Here is a 22,042-nt window from a genome sequence, read left to right on the forward strand (position 1 = left end):
TCACTTTCGGGACCACGATCCCCCTGCAGCCCGAACGAACATCGAGGACAACGCCAGGAGCACCCAGGCCCCACGTCCCGCCACCGCAGCATACAGCGTATTGCCAGGACTTGCTCGGCTAGATCGTGACTATGCAGCACCGGCGATCGCCTCGACAAGCTCCTTCTTGGTCATGCGACTGCGGCCGGGCAGTTCCAGCTCCTGAGCACGAGCGTACAATTCATCGCGAGAGAGCGCCGAGAGATCGTGCTTCTCCTGCTCGCGACGGGAAGAGGATGTGTTTCCTTCCTTGCGCTTTCCTCTGGAAGCCGCCTTTTTGCCTTGCTTGCGGGGCGAACCGGAGGCTCGGCCCTGCTTTCGCTTGTCGGCGTCACCGCTCGCTGCCCTGGTCTCACGCTCTGCCACCGGCGAGCGCCCCTCCTCGAGGCTCTGCTTGAGCACCTGCATCAGATCGACCACCTCGCCTCCCTCTTCCTGCTCCTCGACCTCGCCCTCGCCGCGTAGCTCGATCACGTCGTCGTTCGCCTCGAGCTTCTCGTCGATGCGTTCGAGGGTGCGCTGGCTCTGACGATCCTCGAGTTCCTCGCGATCGAAGCGTTCGGTGCTCAGCGAGTCGATGGCTTTCTCGAGCGCCCGGACGCGCTTGCTCTCCGCCTCGACGTTCGAAAGATCGAGGCCAACGTCCGCGGGGGAGCGCACCTCGTCGGCGAAGCGCAATGTCTCCGCCCGCAGGATGCCGTCTTCGGCGATGATCGCCACCAGATATTCCCTGTCGCGCATCACGAAGGTCGCGATGCCGGCCCGGGCGGACTCCTCCATGCTCCTGGCCAGCAGTCGGTAGGCCTTGGTGGCACCCTTCTCGGGCGTGAGAAAATAGGCCCTCTCGAAATAGAGGGGATCGATGTCTGCCAGGGCGACGAAGCGCTTCAGGTCGATTTCCTGGCTCTTTTCCGGTGCCAGGGAACGCAGCTCTTCGTCCTCGACCAGCACGAACTCGTCCTTCTCGACCTCGTAGCCGCGCACCAGGTCATCGGCGGAGAGGGCCCGTTCCTCCCGCTCGCAGAAGTAACGCCGGGTCAATGGCGTGCCCTCTTCGTCCACCATGCGCAGCGACAGCGGCTTGGCGCGTTGGGCCGGATAGAGCCCGACCGGCAGATTGACCAGGCCGAAGGCGACGTTCCCGGACCAGAAGGGTCGCGGCCCCCGGATGGCCGATCTCGACTGAGCGCTCTTCCCGTCCTTGGCGCTCGTCTTCCGGGAGGCTCTGCTTCGCTGCTTGTCAGGCACGCTTGCGCTCTCTCTTCAGGCTGGCCTCCAGGGCCCTGGCAAGATCCTTCGAGGCCTTGGGACGCCGGATGGGCGTGACCTTGACGCTCTCGCCGCGCTGCTTGGCGTCGATCAGGTCCATGACCCGCTGCCGGTAGTCGTCTCGGTATTCCTCGGGCTCGAAGGGGGCATCGAGCATGCCGATCAGCTGGCGTGCCATGTCGAGCTCCTTGTCGTCGAGCGCGTCTCCCTCGGGCGGCTTCAATGCCTCGGTGGGCACCACTTCCTCGGCGTGGCGCAGCGACACCAGCAACAGGCACCCCTGGTACGGGCGCAACACCCCCTGGTAAGCCTTGCGACGCATTACCCAGTGCACCAGCCCTTCCCTGTCGGCCTTTTCGAGTGCCTGGACCAGGGCGCGATACTCCTGCTCCGAGCCATCCGGCGTCAGATAGTAGGGACGGCTGTACCAGCGATGGTCGATCGTGCCGACAGGCAGGAAACGGCGCACCTCGATGTCCCGGCCCGGCTCGGGGGCCAGGGCGTCGAGCTCCTCGCGATCGAGTACCACCAGGCGCCCCGCGTCGGTCATGTAGCCACGTCGCGTCTCGGCGTGGGGAATGACCGCGTTCGTCTGCGGGTTGACCATCGCCTGCCTGACCGGGGAGCGGTCCTTGCGGTGCAACAGCCGAAAATGGAGGCTGCGATCCTGCACCGCGGAGTGGAGCTTGACCGGCACCCGGGCCTTGTCGATGCAGAGAACCCCCTTCCATATCGCCCGGGCGCTCATGGCTGAACCTCCTCCCGGCAATCGGGACAGATGGCACTGCGGGTCTCCCACTGTTCCAGCACGCAGAAGCAGCAGAGCGGACGATCGCAGGACACGCAGTAATACCCCGCCTCGGCGTGAAAGCGGCGCTGACAGAATGGGCAGGTCTCGGGGCCGGCTTCCAGCCACCAGGGAACATCGCTGCCGGTCTCGACACTGTTCAAGGGTTTTCCTCCTTCCGATGCCCGGGAAAAGGCTCACTCGAGCCCGACGGCCTTGCGCATCTTCGCGGTGATCGGCCGCCGGGCCTCTTCGAATCCCGACCAGGGGTCCTCCTTCAGGGCCGCCAGACGGCGACGCAGGTTCTCGGTGGTATAGCGATCGGAGTGCAGGGCGGCATTGAGCTCATCCCAGCGCAGTGGCACGCAGACGGGGGCGCCCTTCTTCGCCCGCACCGAGTAGGAAGCCACCGCGGTGGCGCCCCGGGCGTTGCGCAGGTAGTCGATGAATACGCGGCCACGGCGCTGGGTCTTGGCCATGTTCGCCGTCAGTCGCCCGGGATCGTCTTGGGCATGCTGGCGAGCAACGGCCTCGGCGAAGGCCTTGGCCTCTTCCCACTGCGCCTCGGGGGTCAGGGGCACGACCAGATGCAGCCCCTTGCCCCCGGTGGTGCGCACGAAGCTGGCAAGCTCCAGGGATGCCAGCCGGTCGCGCAGCGTGGCGGCGGCATGCAGGACCTTTTGCCAGGCGACATTCGGGGCCGGGTCCAGGTCGAACACCAGGTTGTCGGGGCGTTCCAGGTCGTCGACACGACTGCCCCAGGGGTGAATCTCGAGGGTACCGGCCTGGACCAGTGCCACCAGGTCCGCGGCGGACTGCACGTAGAGGTATTCCGCCTCGCCCTGCTTCTCGGCCAGGCTGATCCGTGGCACGCGCTTGTCGATGGCGGCATTCGGGTGTTTCTGAAAGAAGCATTCGCCGGTACGCCCCTCGGGGCAACGCACCAGGGAAAGCGGCCGGTCGACCAGGTGAGGCAGTATCCACTCCTGGATGTCCAGGTAGAAGCGCGCCAGATCACCCTTGGTCAGCCCCTGATCCGGATAGAGGACACGATCGGCATGGGTCAGGCGCACCCCGAGCAGCTGATCGCCCTCTGCCTTCGAAGGGTCCGAGCCACTCCCGGCGGAGGGGTCGGAACGCTTGCCGACCGCGTTCCGGTCACGCTTGTCCTGAGACCTTGACACACGAATCTCCTCGGGATCACGATCCTCGCGCAGGCCACGGAAGGCGGGGTGGCGCAGGCGCCCGTCCCGGGTCCGCTCGGTGAATTCCACCTCGATCACGCGTTCGGGACGAACCCAGTGCACCGAACGGGTATCGGGAACGGGGCCATTGAAGGGAGACTCCTCGACGTCGAGCTTCTCGAGGATTCCAGCGAGCTCGTCGAGCTGGCGCGTAGTGAAGCCGGTGCCAACGCGACCGGCGTAGGCGAGGCGCCCCTCGTCGTCGAAGGCGCCCATCAGCAAGGCCCCGAATCCCTGGCGCGAGCCTCCGGGATCGGTATAGCCGCCGATCACGAACTCCTCGTGATTGGCACACTTCACCTTGCGCCACTGCTTGCTGCGCGTCGCCTGGTAATGGCTCGAGGCACGCTTGCTGACGATACCCTCGAGCCCCAGCCGACACGCCTTGTCGAAGAAGGCCTCGCCCCGGGAGTCGACATGGTCCGAATAGCGCAGCTTGTCGGCGTCGTCCAAGCCGGCAGCCTCGAGCAGCTGCGCCAGGGCCTGCTTGCGTTCGACCAAGGCGACCTGGCGCAAATCGCGGTTCTCGAGGTGCAGCAGGTCGAAGACCTGGTAGACGAGCCGATCCGTGCGACCGCGGCTCAGCGCCTCCTGCAGGCGGCGAAAGCTGCTGGTGCCATCCCGGCCCAGGGACACCACCTCGCCGTCGAGAAGTGCTCGCTTCACGGGAAGGCGGGCCAGGCACTCGGCCAGTTCGGGGAAGCGATGCGTCCAGTCCTTGGCATTGCGGGTGGTCAATCGCACGTCGCCGTCTTCCACCCGCGCCAGCACCCGGTAGCCGTCGAACTTGATCTCGTGGATCCAGTCGTCGCCCTCGGGAACCTCGCTGCTCAGGGTGGCAAGCTGGGGGCGAACCTCTTTCGGCAGCGCGTGCCTGCGGCCCCCTTCGAGCCTTTCGGGGTCGGGCAAGGCGCCAGATGGCTCTGCGCCCGGCGCTTCGGCCTTCCTCTCACCCTGCTCGGCTATCTGGCGCATGCTGCGCCCGCTGGCCACGCTGCGATCGTCGTCCACGCCCTGCCTGGGCCCCGTGGCCCCCTCGTCGTCGCTGCGCTTGATCAGCAACCACTGCCTGTCGTCCTTGTCGCTGCCCTTCTTGTTGCCGCGACCCTGCAGACGCGTGAGCGTCCAGGCGCCCTTGAGCTTCTCGCCGTGGAGTTCGAAGTCGATGCGCCCCTTGCCGTGCTTGCCCGTGGGTTCCCAGTGGCCACGATCCCAGAGCATGACCGTGCCGCCCCCGTAGGCCTCCTTCGGGATCACCCCTTCGAAGTCGGCATAGGACAGGGGGTGATCCTCGACCTCGATAGCCAGACGCTTCTCGCCGGATTCGAGGCTTGGCCCCTTGGGCAAGGCCCAGCTTCGCAGCACGCCATCCTGCTCGAGTCGCAAGTCGAAGTGATCGTGACTCGCCGCGTGCTTGTGAATGACGAAACGCCGTCGGCCGCTCGTGCCCTTCGTCTCGTCTCCGGCGGGTTCCGACGTTCGCTTGAAGTCGCGCTTGCGACGGTACTCCTCGAGTCGTCCCATCGCCCTCGTCCCTGACATGGCTTCTCTTCAGACTAGTCAATCATGGCAGGGCAGCTCAACACTCCAGGACGGCTCAACACGCCAGGCATCGACAACTCCAATGAAGCGACTCCCTCGTCAGCCGTCGGCCAGCGCCTGTTGCACCAGTTGCCGCGCCTGTCTCGACATCGGAATGGTGGCGGCGAGCTCGTGCCCGCGAGGGGACATCTTGTTCCAGGTCTTGCGCACGATGCGAATCAGCTTCGCCTCATCGTGTTCGCCGGCGAAGTCGGCGAAGTAGTGCTCGAGAAAAACCAGGCAGGCCGTGTCCTCCAGTGCCTGGGCTTCAGGATCGCGGCGAAGCTGCTCCTTGCGGATCATCCCGGCGACTCGCTCGCAGAAGGCTGCCTCGTACCCCACCTCGCTCAGTACCCGGGCGGCCTGCTCGGCCTGAACACGTCCCAGATCGCGACGCCAGGTCAGATAGCCGGGACGATCCTGAGGGTAATCAGTGCGCGGAATACGCCAGCGCTGCAGGTGCTGGGCGCGCACCGCCAGACGCAGGGCGTCCGAGGCGTCGGGCGCCACCTGGGCCAGCCAGGCGCTCATGCGTCGGGCATAGAGCAGTTCATGGGGGACGTCCTGACCCTCGACCCGTTCCTGGCGAGGATCTTCGGCGTGCAGGGCATCCAGGCGTTCGATAGCGCTGTCAAAGCGTGCATCAGGTATGTTCATGATGAGATTTCCCCTCGAGCTTTGTTCCATTGACCAGAATGCGGTAAGCGCCGCGCGTGTCCCTAACCAAAGACACCCTGGCTACGCAGATACTCATCGTAACTGCCGCTGAAATCGACCACACCTTCGCCGCTCATGTCCAGAATGCGCGTGGCCAGGGATGAGACGAACTCCCGATCGTGACTGACGAAGATCAGCGTGCCCGGATAGTGTGCGAGTGCCAGGTTGAGCGCCTCGATGGATTCCATGTCGAGGTGGTTGGTGGGCTCGTCCATGAGCAGCACGTTGGGCTTTCGCAACGCCAGCTTGCCGAACAGCATGCGCCCCTGCTCGCCACCGGAGATCACCTTCACCGACTTGCCGATGTCGTCGTTGGAGAACAGCATGCGCCCCAGGGCGCCACGAATCGCCTGTTCGCCGCCATCGGTCCATTGCGCCATCCACTCGTAGAGCGACGCCTCATTGGCGAAATCGTCGCCATGCTCCTGGGCGAAATAGCCCGGCTCGGCGCTGTCGGTCCATTTCACCGCGCCCCCATCGGGGGCCAGCTCGCCCACCAGGCAACGCAACAGCGTGGTCTTGCCGACGCCGTTGGGGCCGATGATCGCGACACGCTCGCCGGCCTCGATCTGCAGCCCCAGGCGCTCGAAAAGCGGTGTGCCTCCAAACCCCTTGGTCAATGCCTCGACATTGACCGCGCCACGGTGAATCTTGCGGTTCTGCTCGAAGCGAATGAAGGGGCTGACCCGACTCGACGGCTTGACCTCATCGAGCTTGATCCTGTCGATCTTGCGTTGGCGGGAGGTGGCCTGCTTGGCCTTGGAGGCGTTGGCGGAGAAACGGCTGACGAAGGCCTGCAGTTCGGCGATCTCGGCCTTCTTCTTGGCGTTGTCGGCATGCAGGCGTTCCCGTGCCTGGGTCGCCGCGGTCATGTACTCATCGTAATTGCCGGGGAACAGCCGCAGTTCGCCGTAATCCAGATCCGCCATGTGAGTGCAGACACTGTTGAGGAAGTGGCGATCGTGGGAAATGATCACCATGGTGCTGTTGCGCGCCGTGAGCACCCCCTCGAGCCAGCGAATGGTATTGATATCCAGGTGGTTGGTGGGCTCGTCGAGCAGCAACACGTCCGGGTCGGAAAACAGTGCCTGAGCCAGGAGTACACGCAGCTTCCAGCCCGGCGACACCTCGCTCATGGGACCGAAGTGCTGCGCCTCGGGAATGCCCAGCCCCAGCAGCAGTTCGCCGGCGCGGGCCTCGGCGGTGTAGCCATCGAGCTCGGCGAACTGGGTTTCCAGGTCGGCGACGCGCATGCCGTCCTCTTCGCTCATTTCCGTCTGGGCGTAGATACGCTCGCGTTCGGCCGCCACCTGCCATAGCTCGTCATGGCCCATGATCACGGTGTCGATGACCCGGTGTTGCTCAAAAGCGAACTGATCCTGGCGCAGCTTGCCCAGGCGGGTGCCGGGTTCGCGCATCACCTGCCCGGCCGAGGGCTCGAGATCGCCGCCGAGGATCCTCATGAAGGTCGACTTGCCGCTGCCGTTGGCGCCGATCAGGCCGTAGCGGTTGCCGTTGTTGAACTTGACCGAGACATTCTCGAACAGGGGCCTGGCCCCGAACTGCATGGTGATGTTGGCGGTGGAGATCACGAAGGGTCCAGTCGACAGGGCTCGGGGCGTGCCCGAGCGTGCAAAAGTGGGCGATTGTACCGCTTCCCCCTCCCCTCTTCATCCCAAGAGAAAATCCGAGAGGAGACCGCTGATCTCGCGGACTGGCACACCACCACGGATCAGGCCGGCCTCGCACCGTCCTGTCGCTTGATCGGCCAGACTTCGAGAAGACCGGCAGCCAGGACCAGGGCACCGCCGAGGATCTCGAGGCGCCCCAGGTATTCGCCCGCGAGCAGCGCGGCCGACAGCGTGCCGACCAGCACTTCCGTCATCAGCAGAAGGCCCACGCGTGCCGGCTCCAGGCGTGCCGTGGCCCACATCAGGCCTGCCATGGACACCCCCCACCACAGGCCACCGGCCGCAACCGTCCAGCCGATAAACTTGCCGAGGCTGTCGGTAGCGATCTCATCGGGCCAGGGGTCGAGAAGCGGTGCCAGCGCGAGCGCACCGGCGCAGGCGCCCAGCGCGAAGACGAAGGCCGCTTCTCCCGGCCCCGGATTCGACTTCGTGCGGATGCCGGTCGTGGCCACCGACCAGAGCAGGCCCGAAATCAGGGCCAGCCACTCCCCGCTCCCCCGAGGCAGGGGCATGTCGCCGTCCGAGCCCAGCATCACGGCCAGGCCGGCAAGGCCGACGACGATGGCGACGACACGCAGACGGGGCGTATGCCACCCCATCACGTATCGACCGATCAGCGTGCTCCAGACCGGCGTCAGGAAGAAGAGCAGGATGACGATGGCAACGCGCCCGTAGACCAGGCCCACCGAATAGAGGACGAACGCGGCCCCGCCGAGGGCGAAGGAGGCAAGGGCCAGCGGGTCGGCGCTTGCCAGTCGCCGACGCCGCCTGATCGCCAGGGGGGCCAGGAAAAGCGCCGCGGCGGTCACGATGGCCAGCGTTCCCCAGGCCCCGGGCAGGGCAAGTTCTTCGAGACGACGCACCGGCAGCCAGTAGAAGCCCCAGAGCGCGCCGGTCCCGATGACGATCAAGGTGGCGAGAAGCGTGGTCCGTTCGTTCTGCATGGAACTCCATTGCAACGAGAAGAGGCACCGCCGGGGTGCCTCCTGAAGTGCCTTCGAGCCTGCTGCCTCACCGGTCCACGGGCTTCAACGGCTCCCAGTCGGAGCGATTGGCCAGGAACTCGGGCCTCGGCTTGTTGCCGCAGTACGGGTCGTGCAGGGTGTTCTCGACGCTGTTGTAGACGAAGAACAGGTTGCTGCGCGGCCAGCAGGACATGTTGATGTTCGAGCCGTGCATCGTATTGCACTCGAACATGATCAGCGAGCCTGCCGGGCCCTTGGGCGCCTCGATCTCGCCTTCGAGCATCAGCGTCTTGAGGCTGGCGGCATCCGGCACGCCGACTTCCTGGCTCTTCAGCGACTCCTTGTAGTTATTCTCCGGGGTCCGCCCCACGCAGGGAATGAAGTAGTTGTGCGACCCGGGGATCAGCATCAATGGGCCGTTGAACTCGCCGTTGTCGGTCAACACGATCGAGCAGCTCAACGAGCGCATGCGCGGCATGCCGTCCTCGCTGTGCCAGGTCTCGAAGTCCGAATGCCAGTCGAAGCCCTTGCCCTTGAAGCCGGGCTTGTAGTTGATGCGCGACTGGTGGATGTAGACATCGCTGCCCAGCAGTTGCTGGACCATGGCCAGCAGGCGCGGGTCCCGGGTCAGCCGGCTGAAACGCTCGGACACCTCGTGGATGCCGAAGATCGAGCGAATCTCCTGATGGCCCGGCTCGAGGATGGTGCCCTCGGAGAGCTTCAGATCCTCGTCATCCTCGTAATCGCGAAGCTCTTGGATGAAGGCCTCCATCTCCTCCTTGTCGAAGAAGCTCTCGAAGGAAATGAAGCCCTTTCTCTCGAACTCGTCGACCTGTTCTTCACTCAAGGGTCCGTTGCTGCGTTGCTCGCCTTCACTGTGCACCACCGGGTCGATGCGCTCGAACATCCCCAGCTTGCGTTCCAGGCGGGTCGGAAAAAGATCTTGGGTCTCTTTCATGGCAAACTCCTCCGTTAGTCTGCTTGTACATTGCGACATGGCGCCTTCGGGCAAACCGCATCCGAAGGACAGCGAAATGGCCGAGGCGTTCATCGTTGCTTGGCTCGCGCTCGAGTGACCACCAGCCTAAGCCACTCCTGTCAGGTTGTATCTATCAGAGGTTAATTCTAGATGTCGAGCCGGAAGGCTTCCCGGTCGCGTCGTTGCGGTGCGCCCGTGGGTCCCGGGGATAGTAGCGATCGGGAAGGCGTTCGATGTGGGCGAACACCTTGGTGTCCTTGTAGGGCATCTTCATGTACCCCGAGACTCCCAGGCCGCGGATCAGGGGGACTGCCGCCAGCATGGCGTCCAGGCATTCGCGAAACTCGCTCTCCCGCCCCGGGTCCAGTAGGCGATAATAGCTGTGAATCTTGAGATGGGTCGGCAACGCCTCGAAGATGATCAGTCCGGTATGGTGAATGGTGTTGAGATCCTCCAGACGCCGGATGATCTCGACGGGCAGTTGCAGGAATTCCTCCGGGTCCGGGCCATCCTCGAAATAGGAGTGCACCCGGGAACGATCCTCCAGATCCGGTGCGGCGCTCACCTCGTAGGGCAGTGCCATGCCCGGCACGGGGATGAAAGGCTCCTGAGGCCCGTCGCGGTCGATGTGCAGGGTGTCGCGCGCGTTGAACAGGCAGCTCTTGAACACGCCCTGGCGATAGATGGCCCGGGCCAGGCTGACCATGTTGTTGACCGCCGCGACGAAGGCGGTCTTGAGTTCGAGGTCGTGCAGGTTGAGCACGCTGTCGATGTAGACCCCATCGGCTTCCCAGCGCACCGCCAGCCCTCCCACCACCGGATACTTGCCCAGCCGGCTGACCGCGGCGAGAAAGGCCTTCTCGGTCTCGCCCATGCCCTGCATGAAGTTCTTGTAGTAGCGATCGAGTTGCACGTCGTTGACCGCATTCAGCGCGTCCCGCCCATCCTCCTCGCGCAGGAACGACTTGCGCGAGCTATAGACCACGGTATCGATCTCACGATGGCTGGGGCGGACCCATACCGGCACCGTGGGACTTTCCGCTTTCTCTGGCAGGTCGAGCATCACCGTGCGCGCCATACGCGGCATGTGTTCGAGGAAGTAGTCGCCGGCCCGGGCCCGCGTCTGGGGGTCGGGGTCGAGCATGCCGTCGAGCATGCGGGCGAACTCCATGGGCAGGCCGAGGGAGGTGGCGGGTATGGCACGATGGCCGAAACGGCAGGATTGCGCCGAGGCCAGGGCGTAGAGGGTGCCGGCCGTGCCCTGCTCGTCGAAGCGCGGCGACGACAGGGCGCCGTTCAGCTGCTCCTCGCCGATGAAGTAGACGTCGCCCAGGCGGGCATTGGTCTGCTGCAGGTTGTCGGACATCAGCTCCATGACGCTGGTCGAGACGAACTGCTGGTTGGCGTCGAGCTGGGCGAACACCGAGGAGCCCCAGTCGATCAGGGCGATGCGCTCGGTCGCGGGATCGAAGACCAGGTTGGAGGGCTTGATGTCGCCATGCACGATGGGCTTGCCTGCCGGGCCGGCCTCGCGGCGCAGGACGCGCAGGATGTCCGCCAGCTGGGCGGCGACCTTGACCACCAGCCGCGGCACGAGACGCCCGTGACGCAGCGAATACTCCTCGAGGTTGATCCCCGGGGCGCGCTCCATTACCAGGATCGACTGCTTGCGGATGCGCTGGAAGGCGATCAGGCGGGGCACCCGAGGATGCTCCACCTGCTCGAGCATGAACGCCTCCTCCTCGAGACGATCCTGCAGCGCCTCCGGCAAGGTGATGCGCGTGAACTTGAACACGTACTCCACCTCGGCGGCACCCTGCCGGGTGGCCAGGCCGGCGAACACGAAGCCGTAGGCGCCCTTGCCGATCAGTTCGATGTGCCGATAGCCGAGCTGCTCGAGCTGCTCCCGGCACAACGCCACCCAGTCCCGGAGCTTCTTGGCATCGTCGTGGCTGAGCAGGTAGATCGACTGCTCTTCGGGAATGTAGAACTGCTGCAGGGCGTCCTGGGTCATGACATCTGCCTAGGGAATCACTGCATAAATGCCTACACGAACGAATTGCTGCGTTGCGCGGTGCTCGAACACTCGCCTAACCCCATGTTATGTCTCGTTTTCTGCGCTCCGTGCGCCTTGCACTTCATTTCGCTCGGCGATTTATTCAGCAATTCCCTAGGCCATCCTGAGCAGCATGTTCTGCGGCGTCTGCAGATACTCCTTCCATAGATTGCAGAAGCGGGCGATGGTGCCGCCATCGATGATGCGATGATCGCCGGACCAGGTGATGGTCATGATCGCCCGGGAGACGACGTTGCCGTCGGCATCGAAACGTGGCAGCTGCTGGGTGCGCCCCAGGGCGACGATGGCGACTTCCGGCAGGTTGATGATCGGTGCGGCATAGGTGCCTCCCAGCGCGCCGATGTTGGAGATGCTGATGGTGCCCTCCTTGAGATCCACCTGACTGACCCGACCTTCCCGGGCGGCCTGGGTCAGCCGCTCGACCTCGGCGGCAATCGCCAGGAGGCTGAGTTCCTCGACCCGCTTGACGTTGGGCACGATCAGTCCCGCCTGGCTGTCCACCGCCATGCCGATGTTGCAATGGGGCTGGTAGTGAATCTCGCTGCCGTCCTCGCTGATCCGGCTGTTGAGGATCGGGTACTCCTGCACCGCCAGCGCCATGGCCTTCATGATCAGGGCCATCAGCGTCAGGCGGGTGCCCTGCCCCTCGGCCAGGGGTTTCAGGCGCTCGCGCAGGGCCAGCAATTCCGTGACGTCGATCTCGTCGCCATAGCTGAAATGGGGAATGGTCGTGGCGGACTCGACCATGCGCTTGGCCATCACCGCGCGCATGCCCTTGATCGGCTCGACCCGAGCCTCGCCTGCCGGCGCTCGGCCCTCCCCGGTGGGCGCCGCTTGCGTTTCGCCGCCGGTGGAGGCGGTGTCCGGACTCTTGCCACCGCGCTTCTCGAAGGCGAGCACGTCCTCCTTGAGCACGCGGCCCTCCTTGCCCGACCCGGGAACATCCTCGAGGCGCACGCCCAGCTCGCGTATCAGCCGCCGTACCGCCGGGCTGGCGGGGATTCGCCCGTGCGGGCCGGTGCCCGCGGGTGACCGTGGTTTGGCCGCCGCGGGCGTTGGCGTCTCGGCGGGTGCGGGAGCCGCCTCGCCTTCCCGTTGCTCCTCCACCTGATCGTCGGCCGGCTCCTCCGCCTGCTCGGTGGTATCATCCGCCTGATCCAGCGGCGTATAGGCAAACAGCGGCTCGTGCACCCGGGCATTTTCCTGCTGCTTGTAATAGAGCCGGGTCACGCGACCCGCTTCCGGCGCGGTAATCTCGACCAATGCCTTGTCGGTCATGACCTCGACGACCGGCTGGTCTTCCTCGATCTCGTCGCCCTCGCTGATCAGCCACTTGACCAGCTCGCATTCGACGATGCCTTCCCCGATGTCCGGCAGAATAAAATCGCTCATGGTGCTCTCCTGAAATCGTCGCCTGGGCGCCTGCTAGTAGTCGATGCTCTGCTTGATCGCCTCGAAGATCTTGAGGTGATCCGGCATGTACTCCTTCTCCAGGGTCAGCGGGAAGGGGGTATCCAGGCCGGTCACCCGGGCGATGGGCGATTCCAGGTAAAGAAAGCAGCGCTGCTGGATGGTGGCGGCGATTTCGCCGGCGAAGCCGCCGGTCAGGGGCGCCTCGTGGGTCACCAGAAGACGCCCGGTCTTCAACACCGACTCGGCGACGGTGTCCACGTCCCAGGGCACGATGGTACGCAGGTCGATGATCTCGCAGGAGATGCCTTCCTTCTCGGCAAGCTCGGCGGCCTTCTCGACCATCTCCATCTGGGCGCCCCAGGCCAGCAGGGTGATGTCGTCGCCCTCCTTGATCACCTCCGCCTCGCCCAGGGGCAGCTGGTAATCCTCCTCCGGCACCTCGCCCACGGAGGCGCGGTACAGCCGCTTGGGCTCGAAGAACAGTACCGGATTCGGGTCGCGAATCGCACCCAGCAAAAGCCCCTTGGCCTGATGGGGGTTGCGCGGCACGACGACCTTGAGACCCGGGGTGTGGGCAAAATAGGCTTCAGGCGATTGCGAATGGTAGAGCCCGCCGGAGATACCGCCGCCGTAGGGCGCCCGGATGGTCAGTCCGCCGACGTTGAACAGGTCTCCCGAGCGGTAGCGGAACTTGGCGGTCTCGTTGACGATCTGGTCGAAGGCCGGAAAGATGTAGTCGGCGAACTGGATCTCCGCCACCGGCCTGGAGCCCTGAGCCGCCAGGCCATTGGCGAAGCCGATGATGCCCTGCTCCACCAGGGGCGTGTTGAAGCAGCGATCGCGGCCGTACTTCTCCTGAAGATGGCTGGTGGCGCGAAATACCCCGCCGAACACCCCGACGTCCTCGCCGAAGCAGATCACCTTGTCGTCGGTGGCCATGGCCGTGTCGAGGGCGGCATTGATGGCCTTGAGCATGTTCATTTCAGGCATGCCGGGCACCTCCATCGGCGTCATCGAGGGGCTTATCCAAGAGCTTGGCACCTTTCGGATAGGCGTCCGGGTACTTGCGGATATGGGTCTTGAGCTGCTCGAGCTGCTCGACGAGCTGCGGGGTCGTGTCGTCATAGACGTCGGTGATCAGCGTCTCGAGGTCCGGCGCCGGACGCTTCTCGGCGCGCTTCATCGCCTCCAGCACCTCGCGGCGGCGCGTCTCCTGCTCGCTCTTCTCATCCTCTTCGCTCCACCAGCCCTTGCTTTCGAGCCATAGCCGCATGCGCCGCACCGGATCCTTCTCGCGCCAGGCTTCCTCCTCCTTCTTGCTGCGATACCCGGAGGGGTCGTCCGAGGAGGAGTGTGCCGCCAGGCGGTAGGTCATCGCCTCGATGAGCACCGGCTTGTTGTTTTCCACCGCCCACTGGCGTGCCTCGGTGGTGGCCTGGTAGACCGCCAGGATGTCGTTGCCGTCGACCCGGATCACCTTCATGTGATAGCCGAAGGCCCGGGGGGCGATGCCGTCCGCGGAGAACTGCTCGTGAGCCGGGGTTGAGATGGCGTAGCCGTTGTTGCGGCACAGGAAGATCACCGGCACCTGATGCACCGAGGCCATGTTCAGAGCGGCATGAAAATCGCCCTCCGAGGCCGCCCCCTCGCCGAAGATGGTGATCGTGCAGTGCCCTTCGCCCGCCATCTTCTGGCCGTAGGCATAGCCGGTGGCCTGGGGGATCTGGGTCGCCAGGGGCGACGAGATGGTCATGTAGTGGAGCTTCTTCGAGCCGTAGTGCACCGGCATCTGGCGGCCCTTGCCATAGTCGCGGTCGTTGCCGAACAACTGGTTCATGAACTCGTCGACCGTGAAGCCGCGGTAGGCCAGCGCCCCCTGCTCGCGGTACTGGGCCATGATCATGTCCTGATCGTCCAGTGCCGCCGTGCTGCCGATGACCGAGGCCTCCTCACCGGTGCACTGCATGTAGAAGCTCAACCGCCCCTGGCGCTGGGCCGCCAGCATGCGTTCGTCCAGCACCCGGGTGAACAGCATGGCGCGGTAGATACGCAGTGCCTTGTCGCGGTCGATTTCGGGCAGCTTGGCATTCTTGTAGGGCGAGCCGTCCTGCTTGAGCAGCTTGAAGACGGGTACGCGAAACTCGTCACCGTTCATGAAGCTCGGCGTATGAACGATGGTCGCCTTGCTTGTTGTACTCATGGGTTGGGCTTCCTTGTTCTCTTCCCGGGATGTGGGTCGAGGAAGTACATGGCCTTGTGGGCCCGGGTCTTCGTCAACTCACCACACACTAAGACTGTAGTCAGTGTTGCCGTCGGGGGGTAATGACGGCGGCGCGGCGGTTGCTTTACGTTGACGTAAGATAGAGCATTGGACGGCCTGCTGTCAGCAGGAAGGAGTGCAACGTTAGTCTAGGCCGCCATATTCTCTACACTGAGGGACAGGCACAGTCGCAACGACAGGGAGGTACTACCATGGCCATGAACGTGGCGCAGAAACTGATCGATGCTCATCTGCTGGAGGGCAGCATGACGCCGGGCGAGGAGATTGCCCTGCGCATCGACCAGACCCTGACCCAGGACGCGACCGGCACCATGGTGATGCTCGAACTGGAGGCCATGGGGCTCGATCGGGTCAAGACCGAGCTTTCCGCCCAGTACGTCGACCACAACCTGATACAGGAAGACAACAAGAATCCCGACGACCACCTGTTTCTGCAGAGTTCGGCGGAGCGCCTGGGCATCTGGTTCTCCCGGGCCGGCAATGGCGTCAGTCACCCCACCCACCAGCAACGCTTCGGCAAGCCGGGCAAGACCCTGCTGGGCTCGGATAGCCATACCCCCGCCGCCGGGGCCATCGGCATGCTGGCCATCGGTGCCGGCGGCATCGACGTGGCCATGGCCATGGCCGGCGAACCGTTTCGTCTCAAGATGCCGAAGATATGGGGCGTGAAGCTGACCGGCGAACTGCCCGACTGGGTCAGCGCCAAGGACGTTATCCTGGAGATGCTGCGCCGTCACGGTGTCGATGGCGGCGTCGGACGCATCATCGAATACCACGGCCCGGGGCTGGACTGCCTTTCGGCCATGGACCGGCACGTGATCGCCAACATGGGGGCCGAGCTCGGCGCCACCAGCAGCGTCTTTCCGTCGGACGAGGCGGTCAGGCGTTTCCTCGAGGCCGAGGGACGCGGCGACGACTGGGAATCTCTCGCTGCCGACGAAGCCTGCGATTACGACGTCGAGGACGAGATCGACCTTTCAGGCCTCGAGCCACTGATCGCCAAGCCTTCGAGCCCGGGCAACGTGGTGCCGGTGCGCGAGGTCGCGGGCGAACCCCTCTCCCAGGCCTACATCGGCTCGTCCGCCAATCCCGGCTATCGCGACTTCGCCATTGCCGCCGAGATGGTCAAGGGGCGCCAGATCAGCGACTGGGTCTCCTTCGACATCAACCCCACCTCGCGCTCGATCCTCGAAACCCTGGTACGCGATGGCCATGTATCGAGCCTGCTCGCCGCCGGAGCACGCCTTCACCAGGCCGGCTGCAACGGCTGCATCGGCATGGGCCAGGCGCCGGCGAACGACAGCAACAGCCTGCGCACCACCCCGCGCAACTTCCCGGGACGTTCGGGCACCCCGGAAGACCGGGTCTTCCTGTGCAGCCCCGAGACCGCGACCGCCTCGGCGCTGCGCGGCAAGATCACCGATCCCCGTGATCTCGACTTCGACTACCCCCGGGTCGAGGAACCCGACGATCCCGTCGTCAATACCCGCAACCTCATTGCCCCCCTCGAGGTTGCCGAGGCCCGCAAGGTCACGTTGATCAAGGGGCCCAACATCGCCTCGCTGCCTGAATTCGAGGCGATCGAGGATGCCCCGGAACTGACGATACTGCTGAAGATGGAAGATGACGTCTCCACCGACGAGATCATGCCCGCCGGCAACGAGGTATTGCCCTATCGCAGCAACATTCCGCGGATCGCGGAGTTCTGCTTCCGTGGCATCGACGAGGAATACGTTCAGCGTGCCGAGGAGACCGGCGATCACTGCGTGATCGCGGGTGGCAACTACGGACAGGGATCGAGTCGCGAACACGCCGCCATCGCCCCCCGCTACCTGGGACTGCGCCTGGTCGTCGCCAAGGGCTTCGCGCGCATTCACTGGCAGAACCTGGTCAATTTCGGTGTATTGCCGCTGCGCTTCGAGAACGAGAAGGACCACGAGGCTCTGGACACCGGGCAGACGCTTTCCTTCGAAGGCCTGCACGAGGCGCTGCGAGACGGTCATGAGATCACTGCCCAGGCCGGTGACAGAAAGATCTCGCTTCGTCACGATCTGACGGCACACCAGGTCGAGGTGCTGCTCGAGGGCGGGCTGACCAACTGGATGAAGCGTCAGCGCGACGACTGAGGCGCAGGGGGCATCAGCAGCGTCTCGTCGATGGCGATGAAGCGCGACGCCGAGCGCCGCAGGGCCTCGGCGGTCAGCCTGGCCACGCCATACACCTCGGATGACGTGGCATGACGCTGGCGAACCCGCTGCAGCAGCAGATCGAAATCGCCGTCGCCGGAAAGGAGCACGATCCGGTCGACTCGTGCGGCGAGTTCGATGCCGTCGAGGGCGATGCCGACGTCCCAGTCGCCCTTGCTGGTGCCGTCACGACGCTGAATATAGGGTTTCAGCTTCACCTCGAAGCCGATGCCGCGCAGGATATCCTGAAATTGGCGCTGTTTCTCGTCGCCCCGGTCCACCGCGTAGGCGATGGCCGCGACCACCTCGCGGTTCGCCGTGGCCCGGGCCCAGAAGGCCCTGTAATCGAAGGGTCGACCGAAGGCCTGCCGGGTGGTGTAGTAGATGTTCTGCACGTCGACCAGAATCGCCACGCGCTCACCCATTGTCCTGTCCTGCATGGCTGACCGACTCAGTGAAGCGTTCCCTTCAGAACGGCGTCTTCCGCGTCGGCCTCGCCATCCCATAGCTGGGTACGGGCAATGGCGTGGTCGATCATCTCCTGGGCCATCTCGAAGCGGCTCCTGCGCAACAGGTCGGCGGCCTCTTCGGAAAAGCGGATGCGCACCAGGGGCTCCCCTTCCTCTTCGGCGGAACGCAGCACGATCTCGCCATCGGCGAGTTCGACGATTTCCAGTACGGCTGTTTCGGACATGCTTACCTCCGCTTGAGAGAACGCTTGCAACGGCTCTACGAGCAACGACACAACAAAAAACGACCAAGGCACGGTGCCATGGTCGTTAGCAAACTGAAGGCATGGTATCACTTCCGGCGCTGCCGGGTCACCACTCGGCACTGGTCTCGCGCAGCTCAAAGAGCAGCTCCTTGAACTCCCCGAGGCACCAGCGCAGCTCGTCGGCAAGCGCCACGCGGTCGGCCGAGGCGATCAACGCCTGGCCGGCATCTCGCCGAGCGGCGCCCTCGACACCCCGCAGGGCCTCGAGGCGGGCGATCAACACGGCCAGCCAGCTGCCGGGGCGACCGGCCAGCTCGCGTAGCCGCTCGAGCTCGGCGATAGGCTCGTCATCTTCCTGAAGCAGTTCGCGCCAGTCGTGCCGTGCCAGGTACGCATGCTCGGTGACTTCACGCAGGGCGGCCTCGAGGGCCAGCTCGAGCAGGGCCAGCGTCCCCTCCTCCAGCGCCATGCGCCGCGAGGCCGCATGTTCGTCCTCCCCGCTCGGCGTCGCCAGAAGCAGCTCGGCCTGGTAGAGCAGCTGGTTGGTACGCCCGCGGGGGGTCATTTGCGCTTGTCCTCGACCTGCCACTTGCCCTTGTCGAAGACCGCCTTCCAGCCGGTGGCCTTGCCCTCCTCGTCGGTCATCACGTACTGGCTCTTGGTCTTGCGCGAGAAACGGATCTGCGCCGGTCGCCCGTCCGGGTCCCTGCTCGGCGCCTTGAGCAGGAAGTGGTATTTCTCCGGCAGTTCCTCGGCGTGGGCCTTGAGCTCCTCGACCAGGGGCGGTCGGGTCTCGCGGTTCTTGGGAAACTGGCTGGCCGCCAGGAACAGGCCGCTGGCGCCGTCGCGTAGCACGTAGTGATCGTCGACCTTCTGGCAGGCCAGCTCCGGCATCGGGATCGGGTCCATCTTGGGTGGCGCCACCTCGCCGCTCTTGAGCAGCTTGCGGGTGTTCTTGCAGTTCTCGTTGGTGCAGCCGAAGTACTTGCCGAAGCGGCCCGACTTCAGTTGCATGTCGCTGCCGCACTTGTCGCATTCGATGGTGGGCCCTTCGTAGCCCTTGAGCTTGAAACGCCCTTTCTCGATCTCGTAGCCCTCGCAGTCCGGGCTGTTGCCGCAGATGTGCAGCTTGCGGGTCTCGTCGATCAGGTAACTGTCCATGGCGGTGCCGCACTTGGGGCAACGGCGCTTGGCGCGCAGCGCCTGGGTTTCGGCATCCTCGTCCGCGTCCGCGGCGACCGCCTCGTCCCCCGGGATCAGATCGATGGTGGTCTTGCAGCGCTCCTTGGGCGGCAGGTTGTAGCCGGAACAGCCCAGGAACACGCCGGTGGAGGCGGTACGGATCTGCATCTTGCGACCGCAGGTCGGGCAGTCGATGTCCGTGGGCACCGGCTGGTTGGGGCGCATGCCCTGCTCGCCCTCGGCTCGCTCGAGCTTGGCGCGGAATCCAGCATAGAAGTCGTCGAGCAACGCCTGCCAGTTGCGCTCCCCCTCGGCCACCTCGTCGAGGCTGTCTTCCATGCGGGCGGTGAAGCCGTAGTCCATCAGGTCGTTGAAGGATTCGGTGAGCCGGTCGGTGACGATGTCGCCGAGTTTCTCGGCATAGAAGCGTCGGCTCTCGAGCTTGACGTAGCCACGATCCTGGATGGTCGAAATGATCGAGGCATAGGTGGAGGGCCGGCCGATGCCGCGCTTCTCGAGCTCCTTGACCAGGCTGGCCTCGGTGTAGCGTGCCGGCGGCTTGGTGAAGTGCTGCTGCGGATCGAGTCGCTCCAGGCTCAGGGGCGTGCCCTCGGCAATGTCGGGCAGCGTCTGATCCTCGTCCTTCTTGCCGGCGGGCTTCATGACGCGCGTATAGCCGTCGAACCTGAGCACGCGCCCCTTGGCGCGCAGCTCATAGCCTTCGCTCTCGACAGTCAGGGTGGTGGAAAGGTACTCCGCCGGGGGCATCTGGCAGGCCACGAACTGGCGCCAGATCAATTCGTAGAGACGCTCGGCGTCGCGTTCCATGTTCGCCAGGTTGCCTGCGGTGCGCGTCACGTCCGACGGACGGATCGCCTCGTGGGCCTCCTGGGCGCCTTCCTTGCTGGAGTAGCGATTGGGCGCCTCGGGCAGGTAGCGCTTGCCGAACTCGTCCAGGATATAGTCACGCACCCCGCTCACCGCATCCTGGGAGAGGTTGGTGGAATCGGTGCGCATGTAGGTGATGTAGCCCGCCTCGTAGAGCCGCTGGGCGAGGGTCATGGTCTTCTTCACCGAGAAACCCAGACGACCGCTGGCGGCCTGCTGCAGCGTCGAGGTGATGAACGGCGCGTTGGGCTTGGAACGCGTGGGCTTCTCTTCCCGGGCGGTGATCGCCAGGCTGGCCTGTTCAAGCTTGGCGATGCGCTCGAGGGTCTCCTTCTCCGAGGTCGGGCGGAACGGCTTGCCGTCCTGGCGCACCAGCTCGAAGCGGATCGGTTCCCCCTGCGGGCTCACCAGGTCGGCGTGCACGTCCCAGAACTCTTCCGGCACGAAGGCGCGAATCTCGCGCTCGCGCTCGACGATCAACCGCACCGCCACCGACTGCACCCGCCCGGCGGAGAGCCCGCGGGCGACCTTGGCCCACAGCAGCGGCGAGAGCATGAAGCCCACCACCCGATCGAGGAAGCGTCGGGTCTGTTGCGCCTCGACCCGGGGCACGTTGAGCGTGCCCGGCGCCTTGAAGGCCTCCTGGATGGCGTTCTCGGTGATCTCGTTGAACACCACCCGCTTGTAGCGCGTCGCGTCGCCGCCGATGGTCTCCTTGAGGTGCCAGGCGATGGCCTCTCCCTCGCGATCCAGGTCGGTGGCAAGATAGATGGCATCGGCCTTCTCGGCGAGCCTGGCAAGCTCCGCCACGACCTTTTCCTTGCCGGGCAAGATCTCGTAATGCGCCTCCCAGCCATGCTCCGGGTCGATCCCCATGCGCCGCACGAGCTGCGACCAGGCCTTCTGCTTCTTGTAGGTCGCCTTCTCCTCGGGAGACATCTTGCGCGTGGCCGCCGCCTGGCGAGCTCGCTCCTTGGGATCGGTGGCACTCTTGCCCGAACCACTGGTCGGCAGGTCGCGAATATGGCCAACGCTCGACTTCACGATGAAATCGTTGCCGAGATACTTGTTGATCGTCTTGGCCTTGGCCGGCGACTCGACGATGACCAGTGACTTGCCCATAGCACTCCAGTTCCTTCGAGCCCAGGTCCGGGGAGGTTCCGTCGACCTTGGCAGCTTGTGCGTCGTGCCGGCGTGTGATTCCGGCGGAAAAATGCGCCTACCCTACCCCAGCCATGCGTATCGCGCCAGCCTAGGCAGATTTTGGATGTCGGGGCACATCCAGGGCTTCATGAGGCTAGCCGGCCTGAACGCTTCCATGCAAGCCGGGTGTCGAGCCCAGGCCTTGCTTATCTATCGTCACTGGCACGTCTGCCTTGAAGGCCACCGACCGGTCGACGCGAATTCCAGGCCGGCGACCCAGATGCGCTAGAATAAAAAAACGTCCAGCCACAGATGTCGGCTCGGGCCATACTCACACTGTCTACCCATCGACCCTGGAAGTCTTCCGATGACCCATCCACGCCCCGCCCGACAGGTCCAGCGCAGTCTTTCTCCCCGCAAGCGCGTCGCGTTGATCGCCCATGACGGCAAGAAGGAGGAACTGCTGGAGTGGGCGGGGCGCTGGCGCGATACCCTCGCGCAGCACCAGTTGCTGGGCACCGGCACCACCGCCAGCCGGGTGGCGGCCACCCTGGGGCTGGACGTCGAAGGACTGATGAGCGGGCCGCTCGGCGGCGATCAGCAGATCGGCGCCTGCATCGCCGAACAGCGCCTGGATGTGCTGATCTTCTTCTGGGACCCGTTCGCGCCCATGCCCCACGACCCGGATGTCAAGGCATTGCTGCGTCTGGCGGCACTCTGGAACATCCCCGTGGCCTGCAATGCCGCCAGCGCGGATTTCATGCTCAGCTCGCCCTGCATGGGCGAGAGCTACACCATGAACATCCCCGACGCCGGCGACTGGGTGGCGGCTCGCCGCTGAGACGACATCGCCGCCCGGAAGGCGGCGATGGTGTCACGGGAACC

Annotated in this window: 18 protein-coding genes; 2 read left to right on the forward strand and 16 right to left on the reverse strand. The window is 64.9% G+C overall.

From position 1 onward, the window contains the following. Positions 1–129: 129 nt before the first annotated feature. From ku (BUA41_RS13285) to BUA41_RS13340, 12 genes are all read right to left on the reverse strand, one after another. A complete protein-coding gene (gene ku, locus BUA41_RS13285; RefSeq protein WP_072823675.1) occupies positions 130–1,287 on the reverse strand; it encodes a non-homologous end joining protein Ku in 1,158 nt (385 codons plus the stop codon). Beyond that, a complete protein-coding gene (ku, locus tag BUA41_RS13290; RefSeq protein WP_072823677.1) occupies positions 1,280–2,056 on the reverse strand; it encodes a non-homologous end joining protein Ku in 777 nt (258 codons plus the stop codon). Before ku (BUA41_RS13290) ends, ku (BUA41_RS13285) begins: the two co-directional genes overlap by 8 nt. Beyond that, positions 2,053–2,259 carry a hypothetical protein gene (locus BUA41_RS13295; protein WP_072823679.1) on the reverse strand — a complete coding sequence of 69 codons (207 nt, stop codon included), beginning with the start codon at positions 2,257–2,259 and terminating at the stop codon, positions 2,053–2,055. Before BUA41_RS13295 ends, ku (BUA41_RS13290) begins: the two co-directional genes overlap by 4 nt. 33 nt (positions 2,260–2,292) lie before the next feature. Further along, complete coding sequence (gene ligD / locus BUA41_RS13300; RefSeq protein ID WP_245791921.1) at positions 2,293–4,881, reverse strand: DNA ligase D; 2,589 nt, start codon at positions 4,879–4,881, stop codon at positions 2,293–2,295. 99 nt (positions 4,882–4,980) lie between these two features. Beyond that, complete coding sequence (locus BUA41_RS13305) at positions 4,981–5,577, reverse strand: DUF4202 domain-containing protein (protein ID WP_175546977.1); 597 nt, start codon at positions 5,575–5,577, stop codon at positions 4,981–4,983. Between the two features lie 62 nt (positions 5,578–5,639). Next, positions 5,640–7,229, reverse strand: a complete 1,590-nt coding sequence (locus BUA41_RS13310; RefSeq protein WP_072823683.1) for an ABC-F family ATPase — start codon at positions 7,227–7,229, stop codon at positions 5,640–5,642. Between the two features lie 140 nt (positions 7,230–7,369). Beyond that, a complete protein-coding gene (locus BUA41_RS13315; RefSeq protein WP_072823685.1) occupies positions 7,370–8,272 on the reverse strand; it encodes a DMT family transporter in 903 nt (300 codons plus the stop codon). Positions 8,273–8,339: 67 nt separating this feature from the next. Continuing rightward, entirely contained in the window at positions 8,340–9,251 is a 912-nt protein-coding gene (gene thpD, locus BUA41_RS13320; RefSeq protein WP_072823687.1) for an ectoine hydroxylase, read from the reverse strand. A 154-nt stretch (positions 9,252–9,405) separates the two neighbouring features. Next, complete coding sequence (locus BUA41_RS13325) at positions 9,406–11,286, reverse strand: protein kinase domain-containing protein (protein ID WP_072823689.1); 1,881 nt, start codon at positions 11,284–11,286, stop codon at positions 9,406–9,408. 156 nt (positions 11,287–11,442) lie between these two features. Continuing rightward, positions 11,443–12,741: a 2-oxo acid dehydrogenase subunit E2 gene (locus BUA41_RS13330; protein ID WP_072823691.1), complete on the reverse strand. Its 1,299-nt coding sequence runs from the start codon at positions 12,739–12,741 to the stop codon at positions 11,443–11,445. Positions 12,742–12,774: 33 nt separating this feature from the next. Beyond that, positions 12,775–13,752 carry an alpha-ketoacid dehydrogenase subunit beta gene (locus tag BUA41_RS13335; protein WP_072823859.1) on the reverse strand — a complete coding sequence of 326 codons (978 nt, stop codon included), beginning with the start codon at positions 13,750–13,752 and terminating at the stop codon, positions 12,775–12,777. Continuing rightward, entirely contained in the window at positions 13,745–14,962 is a 1,218-nt protein-coding gene (locus tag BUA41_RS13340; RefSeq protein ID WP_072823693.1) for a thiamine pyrophosphate-dependent dehydrogenase E1 component subunit alpha, read from the reverse strand. The genes BUA41_RS13335 and BUA41_RS13340 overlap by 8 nt, the downstream gene beginning before the upstream one ends. A gap of 272 nt (positions 14,963–15,234) precedes the next feature. Here BUA41_RS13340 and BUA41_RS13345 point away from each other — a divergent pair, with 272 nt between their 5' ends. After that, positions 15,235–17,169 (forward strand): aconitate hydratase, encoded by a 1,935-nt coding sequence (locus tag BUA41_RS13345; protein WP_072823695.1) that lies wholly within the window; start codon positions 15,235–15,237, stop codon positions 17,167–17,169. Here the strand turns inward: BUA41_RS13345 and BUA41_RS13350 are convergent. The 4 genes from BUA41_RS13350 to topA all read right to left on the reverse strand — a co-directional run bounded on the left by BUA41_RS13350 (position 17,154) and on the right by topA (position 21,136). Then, positions 17,154–17,654 carry a LabA-like NYN domain-containing protein gene (locus BUA41_RS13350; RefSeq protein ID WP_072823697.1) on the reverse strand — a complete coding sequence of 167 codons (501 nt, stop codon included), beginning with the start codon at positions 17,652–17,654 and terminating at the stop codon, positions 17,154–17,156. The two genes, BUA41_RS13345 and BUA41_RS13350, sit on opposite strands and share 16 nt — an antisense overlap. Before the next feature lie 26 nt (positions 17,655–17,680). Beyond that, positions 17,681–17,923: a hypothetical protein gene (locus tag BUA41_RS13355; protein WP_072823699.1), complete on the reverse strand. Its 243-nt coding sequence runs from the start codon at positions 17,921–17,923 to the stop codon at positions 17,681–17,683. Between the two features lie 127 nt (positions 17,924–18,050). After that, complete coding sequence (locus BUA41_RS13360; RefSeq protein WP_072823701.1) at positions 18,051–18,509, reverse strand: DUF6586 family protein; 459 nt, start codon at positions 18,507–18,509, stop codon at positions 18,051–18,053. After that, positions 18,506–21,136, reverse strand: a complete 2,631-nt coding sequence (gene topA, locus BUA41_RS13365) for a type I DNA topoisomerase (protein WP_072823703.1) — start codon at positions 21,134–21,136, stop codon at positions 18,506–18,508. The genes BUA41_RS13360 and topA overlap by 4 nt, the downstream gene beginning before the upstream one ends. Before the next feature lie 388 nt (positions 21,137–21,524). Here topA and BUA41_RS13370 point away from each other — a divergent pair, with 388 nt between their 5' ends. Further along, positions 21,525–21,998, forward strand: coding sequence for a methylglyoxal synthase (locus BUA41_RS13370; RefSeq protein WP_072823705.1), 474 nt, complete (start codon positions 21,525–21,527; stop codon positions 21,996–21,998). Positions 21,999–22,042: the final 44 nt, after the last annotated feature.

The organism is Modicisalibacter ilicicola DSM 19980, from assembly GCF_900128925.1.
Classification (GTDB): Bacteria; Pseudomonadota; Gammaproteobacteria; order Pseudomonadales; family Halomonadaceae; genus Modicisalibacter; species Modicisalibacter ilicicola.

Coding starts and splice junctions, on each gene's coding strand:
- ku (WP_072823677.1), bottom strand. CDS start 2,056: ATGAGCGCCCGGGCGATATGGAAGGGGGTTCTCTGCATCGACAAGGCC.
- BUA41_RS13315 (WP_072823685.1), bottom strand. CDS start 8,272: ATGCAGAACGAACGGACCACGCTTCTCGCCACCTTGATCGTCATCGGG.
- BUA41_RS13360 (WP_072823701.1), bottom strand. CDS start 18,509: ATGACCCCCCGCGGGCGTACCAACCAGCTGCTCTACCAGGCCGAGCTG.
- thpD (WP_072823687.1), bottom strand. CDS start 9,251: ATGAAAGAGACCCAAGATCTTTTTCCGACCCGCCTGGAACGCAAGCTG.
- BUA41_RS13335 (WP_072823859.1), bottom strand. CDS start 13,752: ATGCCTGAAATGAACATGCTCAAGGCCATCAATGCCGCCCTCGACACG.
- BUA41_RS13345 (WP_072823695.1), top strand. CDS start 15,235: ATGGCCATGAACGTGGCGCAGAAACTGATCGATGCTCATCTGCTGGAG.
- BUA41_RS13350 (WP_072823697.1), bottom strand. CDS start 17,654: ATGGGTGAGCGCGTGGCGATTCTGGTCGACGTGCAGAACATCTACTAC.
- BUA41_RS13340 (WP_072823693.1), bottom strand. CDS start 14,962: ATGAGTACAACAAGCAAGGCGACCATCGTTCATACGCCGAGCTTCATG.
- BUA41_RS13325 (WP_072823689.1), bottom strand. CDS start 11,286: ATGACCCAGGACGCCCTGCAGCAGTTCTACATTCCCGAAGAGCAGTCG.
- topA (WP_072823703.1), bottom strand. CDS start 21,136: ATGGGCAAGTCACTGGTCATCGTCGAGTCGCCGGCCAAGGCCAAGACG.
- BUA41_RS13305 (WP_175546977.1), bottom strand. CDS start 5,577: ATGAACATACCTGATGCACGCTTTGACAGCGCTATCGAACGCCTGGAT.
- BUA41_RS13355 (WP_072823699.1), bottom strand. CDS start 17,923: ATGTCCGAAACAGCCGTACTGGAAATCGTCGAACTCGCCGATGGCGAG.
- BUA41_RS13330 (WP_072823691.1), bottom strand. CDS start 12,741: ATGAGCGATTTTATTCTGCCGGACATCGGGGAAGGCATCGTCGAATGC.
- BUA41_RS13370 (WP_072823705.1), top strand. CDS start 21,525: ATGACCCATCCACGCCCCGCCCGACAGGTCCAGCGCAGTCTTTCTCCC.
- ligD (WP_245791921.1), bottom strand. CDS start 4,881: ATGTCAGGGACGAGGGCGATGGGACGACTCGAGGAGTACCGTCGCAAG.